This window comes from Polymorphobacter sp. PAMC 29334 (genome assembly GCF_019431245.1).
In the GTDB taxonomy this organism is placed as follows: domain Bacteria; phylum Pseudomonadota; class Alphaproteobacteria; order Sphingomonadales; family Sphingomonadaceae; genus Polymorphobacter_B; species Polymorphobacter_B megasporae.
Window position 1 is genome coordinate 809,606 of sequence record NZ_CP080242.1, and the last position, 14,453, is coordinate 824,058.

A 14,453-nucleotide genomic window follows, 5' to 3' on the forward strand; every position below is an offset into this window, starting at 1 on the left:
AGACTTCAACCGACGTAATCCTCTCGGATCGAATGCGCGATTTGGCAGGGGAGCGAAATGCCGGTTTATCTGAAACTTGGTTCGTTGCAGGGGGCCGTCACTGCGGGCCCGTATAAGGGTTGGATCGAGATCGACTCCTATAGTTGGGGTTTCTCGGTCGCCGTGCAGACGACGGCCGGTGCCGCAGGCAACCGCGCGTCGTCCGGCAAGGTGACGCCGGGCGACGTCCACCTGGTGAAGCGTCAGGATGACACGACGACACAGTTCATGCTGCAGGCGCTCGAAGGGAAAAATACGCCGGAGGCGCAGCTTGCCGTTACCATCCAGGCTTCGGACGGCGCTCAGGCGAAATACATCGAATATGTCATGAAGAACGTGATCTGCACGTCCTTCACGACTTCGGGTCAGAGTTCCGGTGGTGAGCCGATGGAGAACATCGCGCTGAACTTCAGTCAGGTCAGCTTCAGTCAGTTCCTGCGCGATGATACGAATGCGGAACGTGCGGTCCGCGGTGGATACGACTTCACGACCGCCAAGAAGATCTGACCTTAAGCTCGCCGTGGTCGCGCATGCCGTCGATCCCGGCAAGCGCCGTGGAAGCCGACTGAAGAGATTACCGTGGTCGGTGAATGCGTGTCCGATCGGCACCGAAGTCACATGCGCACGACGACAGCACCGGCGACCGTCTTCGCCGATAGCGTGCGCACACAAGATCGGATCGCAGTTCGTCTGCGCGGAGTGTGATGGTGCCCTTTACGTGTGGCGACACGTTGGTTCGCTCAGATCGCAGCGGGTCGGATTGCGGCTGACGAACGTCACGGAGATGCACCTATGACCGTCACCTTCCAGCGGCGCCTCATCGTCGATGCGTCATCGTTGAAACCAGCAGATCGCAGCGGTTGGGAAGCCGCGGTTATGTATAATCTGGGGGAGATCGCGCGGTCGAACACCGGGCTGTGCGTCCTGCACGAGTTGCATTGCCACGCCCGGTTCGTCCGGGTCGTGCCCTATCCGTCGACGGACAAGAACGCGGGGGCGCTCCCGACGAGCTTCGCGAACGCCGAATATCCAGCTCATCCGGTACGGTATGGAGACGGCAGTAAGGCCGTGCCAGCTCAAGTCTCGACCGGACTCGGGTCAGATGTGATCCTTCAATACACGCCCTGGCGCTTCACGTCGCGGCAGCACCATGCGGCGACGCTTCTGCACGAGCTGCAGCATGCCTCCGAGGACGTCGCCGGCAAGTTGTTCGCGAATCCGCTGGGCTGGTCTTTCGACACGGTGGCCGAATTCGACGCGATCCTCGTTGAGAACATGTATCGGTCGGAAAAGGGGTATCCGATACGGCGGTCGCACCGAAACCTCACCGACGTCCTGAAGACCGACCGGATGGTGCCCGACGCCGGCTATGTCCGCCTTCTGCGCTCGTTCCGCGACAGGATGCCGCGTCTGGTCCAGCAACTCGGCGATGTCGATGTTCCCTTCAATCCCTTCCGCAAGGGGGCGGCAGGGTATGCCGGCGTTCAAGGTGACGTCCCGGGGTCGACACGCTGGGCGTAAAACGAATTCGGCGTCGTCGCGCGGGGCCCGGTTCTGGCCCACATAATTTTGTTGCACCGCCAATGCGCCCCATGTCTCTCAAATTGAGAACCGGTCACATGGGCAACTCTGGAGCCTCCGGTGCCGGGCACGATCACGACGGACCCCCGACTATAATCGTCGCAGCCGATCCCGGCCTTGCGGGCATCGACGCCTATCCCTAGACGCGTCAAATCGGCCAGCTGGCCGGGATGCAAGGGGGCGACGATGCTCTACCGCATGCACGAGGCAACCTTCGAGATCGCCGACGAGCTTCACGATCAGACCGTCGGGCTGTTCACGCTGACGCCGTCCGGGCCGAGCCCGTTCAACATCGTCATTACGCGGATGACGGTGGCGGCAGGAACTTCGCTGAAGGATCACGTCGGGCACGAACTCGACACCCTCGCGCAGACCTTGAAGGATTACGAACTGCTGTGGCGGCGCGAATACGAGATCGACGGTCGACCGGCCGAGATCACCGGCGCACGCCTCGCCGGAGGTGAGGGGTTTTTGGACCAGCGGCAGGTGTTCACGCTCATCGGCCAGCAGTCGTTGACCATCACGGCCAGCGCCAATGGCGCCTTTACCGCCGAGCAGCTGCTAATTCTTGACCGCCTCGTCGAGACGTTCCGGTTCGCCGGTTAGGTCTCGGCATTGCCTAAAGCCGCCCGCCTCGGCGACCGCATCAGCCATACCAACGCCTATTCCGGGCTGATCATGGGCGCGCTGGCCGGCGCGGCGATCGCGGCGGTATGCGCGACCGGCGGCCTCGCCGCGGTGGCCATAGCCGCCGCCGGCGGGGCCGGACTTGGCGGCGTCCTCGGTGAGTTCGTCAGGGGCTTCTCGACCTACGATGCCGGCTCGATCGTTAAGGCGAGCGAGGATGCGGACACCAATCACGTCGGTGCCGCGCGGGCGACCGACGACGTCGCCTGCGACGATCACGGAAACCAGAAGATCGCCGAGGGAAGCAAGCTCGTCCACATCGACGGCCTACCGGCTGCCCGCATCGGCGACCGGACCACCTGCGGCGCGGAGATCTCGACCGCGTCTGACGACACCAACATCGGCGGACCGAAGGAGCAGCTCCTCGCCATCGACCCGGAAGTTCCGCTCGCCGCCGAACTGATCGTCGGCGCACTCGGTCTGATCGGCGGTGTCGGCGCCATTGCCATGGCGGCGAAGGGGCTCAAGCTGCTGATGGCCGCGCGTCTGGCGGCTGGGCTCGCTGGTGGAGCCGGCTTCGGATACGAAGGCAACAAGGTGGGGGGTCGGCTCTTCGGCGAAGGCTCGCGCGGTCAGCGCCAGTTTGCCCTTGGCAGCGGTCTTCTCGGCGGCGCTCTGTCATCAGGCGCCGCCGGGGGCCGGCTTGACCCCTTCAACTACCGCGTCAAGGTCGATCCCAACGCGCTCGGCATGAACGGAGGCAACGCCCATCTCCAATACATGGGCGATTACGCCCGACCGTCGGGCTTCCGCACTGGCGTAAGGGACGAGGTCTGGAATAGCGCGAAGACGACAGATGGGACCGTCATCGATCCGGTGAGCAGCAAGCCCATGGATCCAGACGATCCTTGGGACATGGGTCACAAGCCCGGCTACGAGTTCCGCAAGCATCAGGTCTCGGCCGCCGATCGGGGCATCTCGCGTCAGCAGTTCCTCGACGAATACAACAACCCCGAACACTATCGGCCGGAACTGCCGTCCTCCAACCGCGGCCACAGCGGCGAGGACGACACCGACACCTACCTTGGAGATTGAGCGATGGAAGTCCCGATCAGTCACAAGACGCTCGCCAGATACCTGAAATCGGCATTGGGCGGCGACGGCGTGAAGGTCGTCACCTACTGGGACGAGGCGGAGAAGTCGTCGATCGCGATACTATCCGCATCGGATAGCCCGACAACCGGAGTGACGACCCATGCCACGATCGGCCTGTCCGACGTCGACATCGAGACTTCGGTCGGAGATACGCCCCTGCGGGTCGAGCTGTTGATTGCGGCGCGGGACGAGTTCACCGATGCGGCGAATATTCTCTCCACATGCGCCTTCAATGTCATGAACTCCGGCGCGCCTTTGCTACCGGACTCCGTGCACATCGATGCAGTCGGCATGTATTTGAAGAACACGGCGATGCGGCACGTGATGCTATACGATCCCTTCCTGTGGAATTTGGAGACGCAGCGTCTGCCGGATCGGACCGTTGCGTGGCTGCTCGCGTTGCCGATATCTGAAAGCGAAAGGATATTCGGCGCGACCCGAGGCGCGTCGGCTCTCGCCGAACTGTTTCAGCAGATGCAGATCGACGTCTTCGACCTCGAACGCGCCGCCGCAGTGTGAGCTGCAGGTTCAGCTGATCCTTAAAGTCGGTTAGGATTCGATAATGTTCTCCACAAAATCACAAAGCAGCCGGTAATCTAACAGCTGCGAGTTTGCTACGTCGCGAACAGATTGTCGAATGTAGGGAACCCACTGCACGCTAGAGACGACCGAGCTTCCACAACACGCCAGCCTTTCAGGCTCACGAGAACGGACGGGTAGCGTCGCGAGAGCGGTACGATGACGTTCTGGCCCAGATCGTGGCGAAAATCTCCTGAAGCGGCCGGCGTGATGCTGCGGACGTGGCGTGTGTTGGCCAACCAAGATCGATGCGTGCGGACGAGGCCTGCCGAAGATACACGGTGCGCACCGTGCCGGCGGTGATCCGGAAATCCTCGGCCTGGGCTGACTACTGCAGGAACGAGCGCCCTCTCCGCGAGGCGATCACAAAGCTGGGCAAGGTCTGAAGGCGGCTGCGAGGGCAGGTCCGGCCGGCACCGCTTGACAGGATTCCAGTGCTGCACGAACGGCCTGATCGCCGGGAACTGGTCGCACAGCAGCTGGAAATCCATAGTCGCTGCCGTGCCGGAGAAGTCGCGGGCGAAAACCCGTACCTCGAGCGCGGGGAAAGCGGAGCGAAGTATCTGCCACCGCCCTTCCTCGACGCCGATGCGAAAGCTGGTCTTGCGAAGATGCACATATAGCGTCAGCCGATCGCCCTCGATAGCGCCGTCAGCCATTGGTGAAGTCTTCTTAGCGTCAGGTCGACGACCAGGTGGTGGGGGTGTCCGGGCTTGGTGAATGCACCATTGGTGCGTTCGCGCGGGCAGCGGCTGGTCGGCACCAGGCAGGATGAGGTTTGCCTTGGCTGCATTGGTCGGATCGAGACCGTAAGCGCGCTTGCTCACTGCCCATTGCAGCACCTTGAACACCGTCGCCGAGGGCGCAAATTCCTTCTTCCTGGCGTGGTGCTCGTAATGGACGGTCACGTCTACTTCAACCAGCCGCTTCTCGCAGCGGCATGAAACCGCGGACGCCCCTCTTAGCAAAGCGCCGCTATTCAGATAAAGCGAGCCACCTCTGACTGCGGTGATTAATTTTCGCGTTTCTAGACGTCTGTGATAGATATTCGCAGTCGGTGAACGGTCTTTGCAAATTGGCCGAGACCGAGTGAATGATTTTTGCGGAGAGCCCTATGGGTGAATGGCCTTCACAGTCAGTGAACGATTTTCACGAGCTCCCGCTTGCGGAGGCTGGTACGCCTGCGGGCTATGCCGCGTTGATCTCGCGCTATGACCTCGCCGTTCCCTTGCCCGCGCGGTTGACCGCGATTGCGCAGCGACATCATCCGGTCTCGACGGACCGCTGGTTGATGCAGACTCCACGCCATGCGCCCGGCAATGACCTCGCTGAGCAACTCACACATGCGCTGCGGTATGAGGGCGTCGATCTTGCCGTGCTCTCGGCGCTGTTCGGAGTGATCGACCCTGCGGATATCGCAGCGATCGTGGCGGCGGCGCCGACCGGTGCTTATGCCCGCCGGATCTGGTTTCTCTATGAATGGCAGACCGGTCTTCGCCTCCATGTTCCCGACGCCGGCAAGATCAGACTGGTCCCGGCAATCAACGCAGTGCAGCAGCTTGCACTGGCTGAAGGCGAGCCATCGCCGCGCCACCGCGTGCTTAACAACCTGCCAGGTACACCCGCCTTTTGCCCGATGGTTCGCCGTACACCGACCATCGACGCATATGTGGCACGCGCCTTCGACGTTCGCACACGAGAGACGGTCGGCCGCATCCGCCGCGATCTGCTGTCCCGCGCTGCCGCCTTTCTGCTGCTGAACGATTCTAAGTCGTCCTTTGCCATCGAGGGCGAGCGTCCGTCAGGCGATCGGGCAACGCGATGGGCCCAGGCAATCGCCCAGGCCGGCACGCGATCCTTAAGCATTGCGGAATTTGACAGGTTGCAGCGCATCGTCATTGGCGATCCCCGGTTCGTCCAGCTGGGTTTACGCGACGAGGGCGGGTTCGTCGGCGTCCATGATCGCGATACCAACATGCCGGTCCCCGATCATATCAGCGCCAGGCCGCAGGATCTCGAGTCCCTGCTCGGTGGCCTGATCGAGTATGTCGAGCGGACGGCGCGTGGGCGGTTGGATCCGGTCGCCGCCGCTGCCTGCGCCGCGTTCGGCTTTGTCTATATCCATCCTTATGTCGACGGAAACGGCCGCCTTCACCGCTGGCTCATCCACCACGCGCTCGCGCTTGCCGCGTTCAACCCGCCGGGGCTGATCTTCCCGATAAGTGTCGCGATTTACCGGCGGATCGATGAGTATCGCCGAGTGTTGGAGAGTTATTCGGCCCCCCTGCTGCCGCTCATCCGATGGCAGCCCACCGCCGATGGCAATGTCGAGGTCCTCAACGATACCGCCGACTATTATCGCTATTTCGATGCGACCGCGCATGTCGAATTCCTCTACGCCTGTGTCGAGCAGACGATCGAGCGAGATATGCCGGAAGAGATCCGGTTCCTCGAAGCCTTTGATCGGTTCAGCGACCGCATCCAGCAGATCGTCGATATGCCGGCCGCGCAGGTCGAACTCCTGCGTGGTTTTCTCGCGCAGAACGATGGTCTCTTGTCGCAGCGGGGCCGGACGAAGGAATTTGCGGCGCTCGCCGATGAAGAAGTTGCTCAGATCGAGGTAATCTACGCGGAGATGTTCGCCGCCGAGGGATAAACGCTGGCGGTTTTTCGCAAAGGAATGCGCGCGGCCGCCAACAGGCCTCGGTATCAGCCGGACGATGCAGGTCGCACTTAAGAATATTTGCTCGCTGCCCAATTGAATAATGAGATTGGTCAGCTGGCGCGAACGTTGCGCCTCAAGGTGAGCGCTCCATTGCTGTCCGTCTGTTGCCGACACGCCCATTTGAGAGGGTGAGCCACGTCTTTCACCAGCAGCTCCGCCCGCAAATGCAGACCTTCCCACGCAATGCCCAGGGGAAGGCGCAGCATCGCCTGACGGATACCGGCAGGCGTTGGATAGCCGGCGTCGACACAGCCACGCGCGAGAACCTGGCCCCCGGCATCCGAGATGCTAAGCTGAACGGTACCCGGAGGTGCCGCAACGCCGTCATTGGCGAGGCCGACGACGAGCCCGTTCGTACCGCCGTCACCAAACGCCCAGATGAAGGCAGGATAGACACGGTACCCAATCCGTCGCGCAGCACGATCAACCGGCGCAGGGTCGCGGTCGTAGAAACTGAGAATATGCTCGACCGCTTCGTCGTGCCAGTTCCAGACCGACCAATAATTGGCGCCGACGGCAAGGACATGGTCGATGATCCGTTCGTTCAGCGTGACACCCTCGTCGATGTCGAGCACATCCACGTCTCCGCGCGTCATGCCGACCTCGCTCACCGCCGCACACCATGGCGGACGATTGCTGAGGGCTTCGATCTGCGTATTCTCGATGAAGATCGTGTCGGACCGGATCCAGTTGCGGCTGCGAACGGTGCGATCGAGCATCGCCGCATTACCCACCCGGTTAAAGTCGGGCTGGGTGTTGGTCACGAGCGGCGTGCGGGTCCAGTGCGCCAGTTGCACCGCGAGCATCCGTAGCCACGTCTGCTCGGCGACGGCGTCACTTGGAAAGAGGTTGCCTTCGAACGGCCAACTGTGCCCATCGCCCCAGAAGCCGTACATCATCGTGTCCATATACTCGACGTCGGGGTGACCGTTGAGCTTGGCCGCGAGCAGCGCATTAAGGTCTTCGAACGCGGACTGATACGCCGGATGATCATAACGCGGCATGGCGTGCAGTGAGCGCGAGCGGCGCGTAGGCACGCTCATCGGGCGAGGCCGTGTCGCCTGGCTCGCCGTCGGCATCATCGGTGGTGCCGGGTGCGCGACCGGCGCGGGCGAGAAGGAAGGTCGCAGCTTCTTCGGCGCGGGCCGCTGCGGTCATGAGCGCGCGCTCGTCGGCGCGCAGGATGCGCAGCCAATGGTCGATATAGCTGGCGTGATTGTCGAGGTGGGTGACCGGCAGGCCGAGGTCGGCGCCGAGCAGGGCCGAGCCGAGCTCGGCGACGAGCTCCTCGGCAGCGTAGGCATCGCTGCCGAACCGGTTGGCGAGGTCGCGGTCGAGGCGGCTTGGGTGCCCCGTCCAGTGCGTCAGCTCGTGCGCTGCCGTCGCGCCGTAATCGGCGTAGGTGTCGAACGCCGCGGACTGTGGCAGGTGGATCGTGTCGAAGCTCGGATAGTAGCATGCCTCGTTGCCGCCGTGGACGATTGCGGCGCCAGTGCCGGCGATGAATGCGTCGATCTCGGCGCGATGGGCCTCCTCCTGCGAACTGCCAAGTTCGACCGCGATGGACGCAGATGACGAAAATCGGTCGGGAAGCCCGTCGACCTGCGCGAGTAGGGTAGGCCGGCAACGTCTCATTGAGAACATTGCTCGGCCCCCCTCCGAACCGGACGTGCACCTTTCAGCGCATCCGGCTCTCCACGACTGCGTGCTATCCGCCGTTGGCGGTCGGTTGGTTGTCCGGCGTGGACGGCGTTGTGACAAGGCACGCAGAGAACCGCGCGCTTGCGCTGTCGTGCTGCTCGCATGGAGCGAGACAACCCGGCATGCGCCATCTCAGCGATCCGGCGGACGTGATGGACTTCGCAGGGAAGATCTTCACGACCGCAACGCTCGCACTGACGCGCGTTGAGCCGTTCGACTAACTCCGTTCTGCTGAACACGAACTGGGTGGACCGGGGTATGTCTATCCCTCCCCACGTTCGGACGTGCTGCCGAAGGTCCTTCAACTGCCACAGCTTGATCGCTCGGGCTTCGTCTCCCACCTCGAAGCGTATGAAGAAGTCTGTCCCACGCCGCATTCTCGCGAAGACACTGCGAACCGATGTCCGATGCTTCGAAGCGATGGTTTTGACGCAAGAGAACAGGGCGAAGTAGCCGCCTTTATTCAGCTTGCGCTTCACATCGTCGGCAAGGGCATAATAGTTCGCAAAGCCGCGCCATTGTGCATTGTAGGCGAGAACGATCTCCACATCGCTCGCGAAGCGCAGTTCAGGTCGGCCACGGGGTTGGAAGGCTTCATAATCCCCCCAACCCTTGTCGTTGACGAACCGGACAACCCGATCTCTTGGAACTCGGAGCCGCAACCGATCCGCCAAGCCGCGCCGCAATGTCGGACGACCACTGAAGATCGCCTTATGCGGGTTACGGTTGGTGCTGGTGCAGACCTGATATCCAAGGAACCGCGCCCCGTCCGTCGCTTTTCGGATTCCGCTTTTCTCAGCAGAGATTTCCAGCTTTAGAGTATCGGCCAGGAAAACCCTGACCTCGTCCATGAGCTGGCGAGCTTCCGCCTTGCTGCCGGTCACCCCGATGAGAAAGTCATCGGCGTAGCGACAGTATCGCAGTCTCCGATAGTTTGGGTCAAGGGCGTCGGATGCCGGAACGGTCGCCCGTTCTGCTTTAAGCCGACCTATCTCCTCCAACATGGAGTCGATCTTCTGGGGGTCAGCATGCCCTTTGGCACGCTTAGCATCCAGTTGCTTCCGAAGGTAGCAAGTTCGTAGGCCTATACGCCTGCTGTCTTTCGACCGCGCGCGTTTGTCCCCCTTGGTAAAGCTGGCGATCCGCTCCTGCACGAACAAATCGAGTTCGTGCAGGTAGATATTAGCCAGCATCGGGGAGACGACCCCACCCTGCGGTGTGCCACTGTAGGTCCGATGATAGACCCAGTCCTCGATATAGCCTGCCTTCAACAAGCCGCGGACGAGACGCACAAAGCGCCGATCCGCAATCCGTCTTTCCAGCAAACCGATCAGAACATCATGATCGATGTTGTCAAAAAATCCGACAACATCAACGTCGATCAGCCACTTCACCCCGTCCATTGGGCGCGGATTGACTCTAACGCCGTATGGCACGAACGCCTCGTTCTAAATCCATGAGAGTGCTGTGAGAACAGCGGTTCATAGATTTCTTCAAGCAGCGTCCGCACCACTTCCTGGACGAGCTTGTCCTCCGTGGTCGGCACGCCAAGCGGCCGCTTCTTGCCGTTGGCTTTCGGAATGTAAACCCGACGTACCGGCTTTGGTCGATAGCTTCCATCCGCCAGCCGGTCGATGATCGACGAGACCTTCTCCGGCGAAAAGCCGTCGAACGTCTCTCCGTCAACACCCGGCGTCATCGCCCCCTTATTAGGCGCGATCTTTTGATAAGCATGCTCCCATAGGAGCGGGCTTTTCATCAAGCGGAAGAGACCATTAACCTGCCGACCCGACCTGATTATGGTCGGGAGTGACCGGACGGCCCTCTCAATGGTATCTGGCAGCATTAGCACACCTCCTTGTGAGGACGTCTGATCGCAGTCGCTGCCGCCCTTCCCCCGAGCGTTGAGGCGTTTCGCGCCGGTTGCCCTGCGCTTATGGCCGCGCCCGTCCCCCACCAATTGTGGGGGCTGTCCCGGTCGTTACACCGGGCTTTCGAGTACTATGGCGGCTCCGTCGCCGTGCAGGTCTGGCAAGCCATCCTGTTTAGGCGATCCCGTAATTACGGAAGTTGGAGTTCCGACGTGGTTAGGTGCCCCGTTCGTTCACTTACCCCTCCCTACAGAGGGTGCGCCGGAGAGGCTGGCAGGCTTACGGTAAAACCGTTCGCTCGGGAGGAACTCAACGCCCTTTCCTCCATCTCTCCGATGTGCCGCGTCAACCATTCTGCGACACCGCTCCGTTATTTGCCGCTGCAAACTGGGGTTCAGGCAGTATAGCTTTCACCTTACACGTCTTGCCCTGATCCATGACGCCGCAAATGGTTTTGGCGCTTCCGGACCTTTTCTGAACATGCTACTTTTCCCCGCCCCTTTCGGGGTTACAGCCATTGCTGGCCGAGGTTAGTCCAGTGGACATGATCTATAACCAGCAAGATCATCTACTCATGGTAGAGCTCCTCTTTACTTCCGCCGTTACGGCGCACCATTAAACACGTTGTAGGACTTCATGACTCGGCGGGTGCGGTCGTCGTCACCGTTGTTTGCATCGGGGCCGGGGGCTGTGTCGCGGGCGATGTAGGTCTTGTAGAACACGGCGACCGTACTGCGTTCGCCCTTGCGGACTTGTCCGCCGAGTTCGGCTGCCTGACGGTACGTCATCCACGTCGGGCTGACATAGCCGTTGGTGTCGGCGACGACCCACAGCCACAGCGCGTTGATGCCGCGGTACGGTTGTCCGCACGCGCGCATCGGTCGGCCGCTATGGCCGCGTGACAGTGCCCATGTGCGCCGCCACGGGCTCACCCCGGCTTCGAGCCGAGCGATAATTGCGTCGGTGATCAGCTTTGCTGGACTACTTGTCTCGGCGCGGGTGCGAGCGACACGGGTGGGGGCTGGCTTCATCGGGGGTCTCCATGCCCCGTCGAAGAAGTCGCGGGGTCAACCCCGGGCCGCCCCCTCCCCTCTCGGCGATGTATTCAGGCCATCAGCTCGGCGATGATCGCCTCCGTACGGTCAACGGGCGTGAACAGGCGCGTTTTGTACGAGACGATCTCGGTGAAGCAGCCGAGCGACTTGTACCAGTCGAGCCGGGCCGCAACGTAATCCTTGATCTCGATCCTTAACAAGAAGTTGACCAGCACCGACGCGAGCGTCAGCGGGGTGCCGGCGCGCTGCACCTTCGTGCCGCGACGAGCCAGTGCGGCGACGAGGGCGGTGCCGTTGAAGTCGAGATCGATCATGATGCCAAGCGTGCTCGGAAGCTTGCCGAGGTCGGCCTCGGCGACGTCGCGGCAATCATCTGAACGGTCATGAGAGTCTCTCCGGTCGAGCACGCGCCGCCATGGCCGGCTCAATCCGGCGCAGCCCCCTCCCCTCTCCCGGCCATCAGCACGTCCGCCCAGTCATTGTGCGCCGAAGGTGGCCAGATAACATCGATTGTCCGTCCATCGCTGTGTTGGCCATCAAGTGCGAGTTGCGCGGCGCGCGCGCCGCCGGCGTCGTTGTCGGCGAGGATGACGAGGCGTTCAACACGCGGCGGGATTGTAACCAAGCCAAAGCGCTCGTTGCCGAGCACCGCCCACACCGGGATGCAGTGGATTTTGCTGGCAGCCAGGGCGGTCTCAATGCCCTCGGCGAGGCCGAGCACGCGAGTGGCCACACCGATGCGCACCGCACCGGCACCGGGCACCGCGAGCAGTCGTTTGGGGTTATCGAAAGCGGCCTTGGATCCAGTTCCGCTGTTGAGGAACGTCCGGTGGACGGCAACGAGCCCGCTATCATCTCGAACGGCGGCGACCATCGCCGGCTGAAAGGCGGCGTCCGCGCTGCTCCCGAGCTGAACGCGGGGGTGAAAGCGGATTTGGGCGCTCCGCGAGACGAGGCCGCGCGACTCAAGATAGATTGCGGCGGGTGATCCTGATAGGGTGCGGGCGCCGATCCACAGTCGCTCGGCAAGCGGCTGCAGATTGTGGGGCTCGACGCGCTGCCGCTCGTGGCTCGTCTTGACACCACCGCTGTCGAGCGCTCGTAGCTCCTTCAGGACATCGATCGCGTTGCAGCCGGCGAAGCAGTGGACGAGCAGCGTGGTGTCGCCGAGTCTGACCGACAGGCTCGGACTACTGTCGTCGTGTGCCGGGCAGCGGCACATGCCGCCGCGCGCCGTCCATTTTCCGCCGAGCTGGTCGACGATTGAACGAGCTTGTTGTTCAAGCTCAACATGGGAGACGGTCGCACGGTTCACGACCAGACTCCGGCGCGGGCAAGCTCGAGCGTGAATCGTGACAGCCATTCTGCTGCCGCATATTCGCTCGTCCACGGTTCCCAGGCGACATAGGTTCCGCGATCGATCCCATAAATGAGCGGATCTCGGCCAAGCGGCTCGTCTGCAATGTTCAAGGTGGTGCTGATCTGTTCGGGCGACCAGCGAACCACGTGAAGCGCCTCGCTCGCTGCTGCGCGGCGATCGGCCAACTTGTGAAGGCGGCGCTCCTCGGTCGTCAACGCGGGTAATTTGTAGCGTTCAGCGATCCTGGCTGTCAGCCGAGCGCAGAGTTGAGCGAACGGCGCGCCGAGGAACTGCTTGAGTGGGTACACGCAGTCCCATCCGATCAGCCCCTCCTCTGCATCGTGGACCAATTCGTAAAGCGCGAGCTCGGGCGATAGCGGGCCGTCAAGCTCCCGAATTGCAAGTACGGTGAGACAGTGCTGAGCGACCGACAGTGGGTTCTTCCACGCCGAATGACCACCCCACCGGTATGTTCGCGATAGACCGACCGCGAGGTCATTGTTCGACCAGCTCATCGGCGACGGATCGACGAGGTCGATTACGTTTCCGCTTGGCAGCAGCACATAGGGCCGCACGATCGGCTCCTGATCATTGTCAATCATCCAATATTCCTTGTCGTTCGCAGGGTCGCTAAAAACAGGCCCCCTCCCCTCTAATTTCTGACAGTTGACCGGCAACTGGGCGAATTTTGCTATTCTGACCCTTGACGAATGCAAGACGTGAGAAGATTCTTGAGCAATGCAGGTGAGGCATCTTGCCGTCTTAGGACTGCTGGCGGGGACGGCGCACGCTGGCACCGTCAGCTCGGTAACTTTTGACGGCACCGCGCCGACTGAGATTGCGCGCGCGAATGGAGTTGAGTCGCGATCGACCGGCGACTTTGTCGTCTATCAACACGGTTCATGGGCGGTGCCAGCGTCAGCGGACGTTTCTGCTCGCGCAGAAGGGCGCAGCGACGCCAGCGACGCATCGGCCACGTTGAGTTGCGCGAAACGGCCAGCTGCGCCGCATCGTGGGCTTGCGGCAGCGACGATTGCCGGTCGCTTAGCGTACTGGCCGCTGGTCCGCGACGCCGAGTGCCGCCACGCGCTGCCCGCCGGGCTGCTCGACGCTTTGGTAATGCAGGAATCGCGTTACCGACCGTCCGAGGTCAGCGCCGCCGGTGCCGGCGGACTGACGCAGCTGATGCCGCAAACCGCAAATGACCTCGGCGTTATCGACCGCTTCGATCCGGCCGCGAATATCGAAGGCGGTGCGCGTTATTTGCGATCGATGATCGACCGCTACCAATCCGTGCCGCTCGCCCTTGCCGCGTACAATGCCGGACGCGGTGCGGTCGATCGCTGGCGCGGTATCCCGCTCAACCATGAGACGCCGAGCTATGTCGAGAAGATACTCGGCTACTTCAATGAGGTTACACCGGCCCCGCAGCTAAACTTGCCGGCGCTCGTATCGCATGCCGTGTCGATGTCATTTGAGCTACACACGCAATATTGAGATCGTCGTTAGTCTGACCAGGCCCCAATGCGTTTGCGCATGCTACAAGAAACTTTCGGGGAAAAGTCTATCCGGTATTACGAATACCACTCGTTAAGGTACGCTGTCGGTCGACAGAGACAGCGTGCACGCGTGACCTGCTTTACCAGTCGAAGCTAAATACTGCGGATCCGGCGTCAGGATGTCCTTTTTTGGCCCTGCAGCAACTGTCGGCAAAACTCAGCGAATTCGGCCTCTGGTGCCAGGTCGAGCCAGTATCGCAG

At 61.9% G+C, this 14,453-nt stretch carries 16 protein-coding genes; 7 read left to right on the forward strand and 9 right to left on the reverse strand.

What is annotated here, in order from left to right:
- Positions 1-57: 57 nt before the first annotated feature.
- The 5 genes from KZX46_RS03675 to KZX46_RS03695 all read left to right on the forward strand — a co-directional run bounded on the left by KZX46_RS03675 (position 58) and on the right by KZX46_RS03695 (position 3,921).
- The gene (locus tag KZX46_RS03675) at positions 58-546 is read left to right on the forward strand and encodes a type VI secretion system tube protein Hcp (protein WP_219773942.1); all 489 of its coding nucleotides are present in this window, start codon (positions 58-60) and stop codon (positions 544-546) included.
- Positions 547-831: 285 nt separating this feature from the next.
- Positions 832-1,560 carry a hypothetical protein gene (locus KZX46_RS03680; protein ID WP_216710501.1) on the forward strand — a complete coding sequence of 243 codons (729 nt, stop codon included), beginning with the start codon at positions 832-834 and terminating at the stop codon, positions 1,558-1,560.
- A gap of 246 nt (positions 1,561-1,806) precedes the next feature.
- The gene (locus KZX46_RS03685) at positions 1,807-2,226 is read left to right on the forward strand and encodes a DcrB-related protein (RefSeq protein WP_216710500.1); all 420 of its coding nucleotides are present in this window, start codon (positions 1,807-1,809) and stop codon (positions 2,224-2,226) included.
- A 72-nt stretch (positions 2,227-2,298) separates the two neighbouring features.
- The gene (locus KZX46_RS23310; protein WP_219773943.1) at positions 2,299-3,342 is read left to right on the forward strand and encodes a GH-E family nuclease; all 1,044 of its coding nucleotides are present in this window, start codon (positions 2,299-2,301) and stop codon (positions 3,340-3,342) included.
- Between the two features lie 54 nt (positions 3,343-3,396).
- Positions 3,397-3,921 (forward strand): suppressor of fused domain protein, encoded by a 525-nt coding sequence (locus tag KZX46_RS03695; protein ID WP_219773944.1) that lies wholly within the window; start codon positions 3,397-3,399, stop codon positions 3,919-3,921.
- Between the two features lie 95 nt (positions 3,922-4,016).
- Here KZX46_RS03695 and KZX46_RS03700 read toward each other — a convergent pair whose 3' ends face one another.
- Positions 4,017-4,889: a LytTR family DNA-binding domain-containing protein gene (locus KZX46_RS03700; protein WP_219773945.1), complete on the reverse strand. Its 873-nt coding sequence runs from the start codon at positions 4,887-4,889 to the stop codon at positions 4,017-4,019.
- 206 nt (positions 4,890-5,095) lie between these two features.
- On the opposite strand from KZX46_RS03700, the gene KZX46_RS03705 reads away from it, so the two are divergent.
- Complete coding sequence (locus tag KZX46_RS03705; protein WP_226895848.1) at positions 5,096-6,637, forward strand: Fic family protein; 1,542 nt, start codon at positions 5,096-5,098, stop codon at positions 6,635-6,637.
- Positions 6,638-6,756: 119 nt separating this feature from the next.
- Here KZX46_RS03705 and KZX46_RS03710 read toward each other — a convergent pair whose 3' ends face one another.
- The 8 genes from KZX46_RS03710 to KZX46_RS03740 form a co-directional block, all read right to left on the reverse strand.
- Positions 6,757-7,749 (reverse strand): hypothetical protein, encoded by a 993-nt coding sequence (locus KZX46_RS03710; RefSeq protein WP_219773947.1) that lies wholly within the window; start codon positions 7,747-7,749, stop codon positions 6,757-6,759.
- Positions 7,697-8,341: a zincin-like metallopeptidase domain-containing protein gene (locus tag KZX46_RS03715; protein WP_226895849.1), complete on the reverse strand. Its 645-nt coding sequence runs from the start codon at positions 8,339-8,341 to the stop codon at positions 7,697-7,699. The genes KZX46_RS03710 and KZX46_RS03715 overlap by 53 nt, the downstream gene beginning before the upstream one ends.
- A complete protein-coding gene (locus KZX46_RS22750; RefSeq protein ID WP_255614776.1) occupies positions 8,338-9,801 on the reverse strand; it encodes a reverse transcriptase/maturase family protein in 1,464 nt (487 codons plus the stop codon). Before KZX46_RS22750 ends, KZX46_RS03715 begins: the two co-directional genes overlap by 4 nt.
- The gene (locus KZX46_RS23195; RefSeq protein ID WP_255614777.1) at positions 9,798-10,106 is read right to left on the reverse strand and encodes a reverse transcriptase domain-containing protein; all 309 of its coding nucleotides are present in this window, start codon (positions 10,104-10,106) and stop codon (positions 9,798-9,800) included. Before KZX46_RS23195 ends, KZX46_RS22750 begins: the two co-directional genes overlap by 4 nt.
- A 774-nt stretch (positions 10,107-10,880) precedes the next feature.
- Positions 10,881-11,309, reverse strand: a complete 429-nt coding sequence (locus KZX46_RS03725; protein ID WP_219773948.1) for an ArdC-like ssDNA-binding domain-containing protein — start codon at positions 11,307-11,309, stop codon at positions 10,881-10,883.
- Between the two features lie 74 nt (positions 11,310-11,383).
- Positions 11,384-11,647, reverse strand: coding sequence for a hypothetical protein (locus KZX46_RS03730; RefSeq protein ID WP_216710487.1), 264 nt, complete (start codon positions 11,645-11,647; stop codon positions 11,384-11,386).
- Between the two features lie 110 nt (positions 11,648-11,757).
- Positions 11,758-12,696, reverse strand: coding sequence for a toprim domain-containing protein (locus KZX46_RS03735; protein WP_219773949.1), 939 nt, complete (start codon positions 12,694-12,696; stop codon positions 11,758-11,760).
- Entirely contained in the window at positions 12,645-13,370 is a 726-nt protein-coding gene (locus KZX46_RS03740) for a hypothetical protein (RefSeq protein WP_226895850.1), read from the reverse strand. The genes KZX46_RS03735 and KZX46_RS03740 overlap by 52 nt, the downstream gene beginning before the upstream one ends.
- 301 nt (positions 13,371-13,671) lie before the next feature.
- On the opposite strand from KZX46_RS03740, the gene KZX46_RS03745 reads away from it, so the two are divergent.
- The gene (locus KZX46_RS03745) at positions 13,672-14,190 is read left to right on the forward strand and encodes a lytic transglycosylase domain-containing protein (RefSeq protein WP_226895851.1); all 519 of its coding nucleotides are present in this window, start codon (positions 13,672-13,674) and stop codon (positions 14,188-14,190) included.
- Positions 14,191-14,453: the final 263 nt, after the last annotated feature.

Excerpts from the sequence above, each read along its gene's own strand:
- KZX46_RS03715 (WP_226895849.1), bottom strand. The coding sequence starts at position 8,341 with ATGAGACGTTGCCGGCCTACCCTACTCGCGCAGGTCGACGGGCTTCCC.
- KZX46_RS23195 (WP_255614777.1), bottom strand. The coding sequence starts at position 10,106 with ATGACGCCGGGTGTTGACGGAGAGACGTTCGACGGCTTTTCGCCGGAG.
- KZX46_RS03735 (WP_219773949.1), bottom strand. The coding sequence starts at position 12,696 with ATGGCTGTCACGATTCACGCTCGAGCTTGCCCGCGCCGGAGTCTGGTC.
- KZX46_RS03680 (WP_216710501.1), top strand. The coding sequence starts at position 832 with ATGACCGTCACCTTCCAGCGGCGCCTCATCGTCGATGCGTCATCGTTG.
- KZX46_RS03710 (WP_219773947.1), bottom strand. The coding sequence starts at position 7,749 with ATGAGCGTGCCTACGCGCCGCTCGCGCTCACTGCACGCCATGCCGCGT.
- KZX46_RS03725 (WP_219773948.1), bottom strand. The coding sequence starts at position 11,309 with ATGAAGCCAGCCCCCACCCGTGTCGCTCGCACCCGCGCCGAGACAAGT.
- KZX46_RS03730 (WP_216710487.1), bottom strand. The coding sequence starts at position 11,647 with ATGATCGATCTCGACTTCAACGGCACCGCCCTCGTCGCCGCACTGGCT.
- KZX46_RS03685 (WP_216710500.1), top strand. The coding sequence starts at position 1,807 with ATGCTCTACCGCATGCACGAGGCAACCTTCGAGATCGCCGACGAGCTT.
- KZX46_RS23310 (WP_219773943.1), top strand. The coding sequence starts at position 2,299 with ATGGGCGCGCTGGCCGGCGCGGCGATCGCGGCGGTATGCGCGACCGGC.
- KZX46_RS03675 (WP_219773942.1), top strand. The coding sequence starts at position 58 with ATGCCGGTTTATCTGAAACTTGGTTCGTTGCAGGGGGCCGTCACTGCG.
- KZX46_RS03705 (WP_226895848.1), top strand. The coding sequence starts at position 5,096 with ATGGGTGAATGGCCTTCACAGTCAGTGAACGATTTTCACGAGCTCCCG.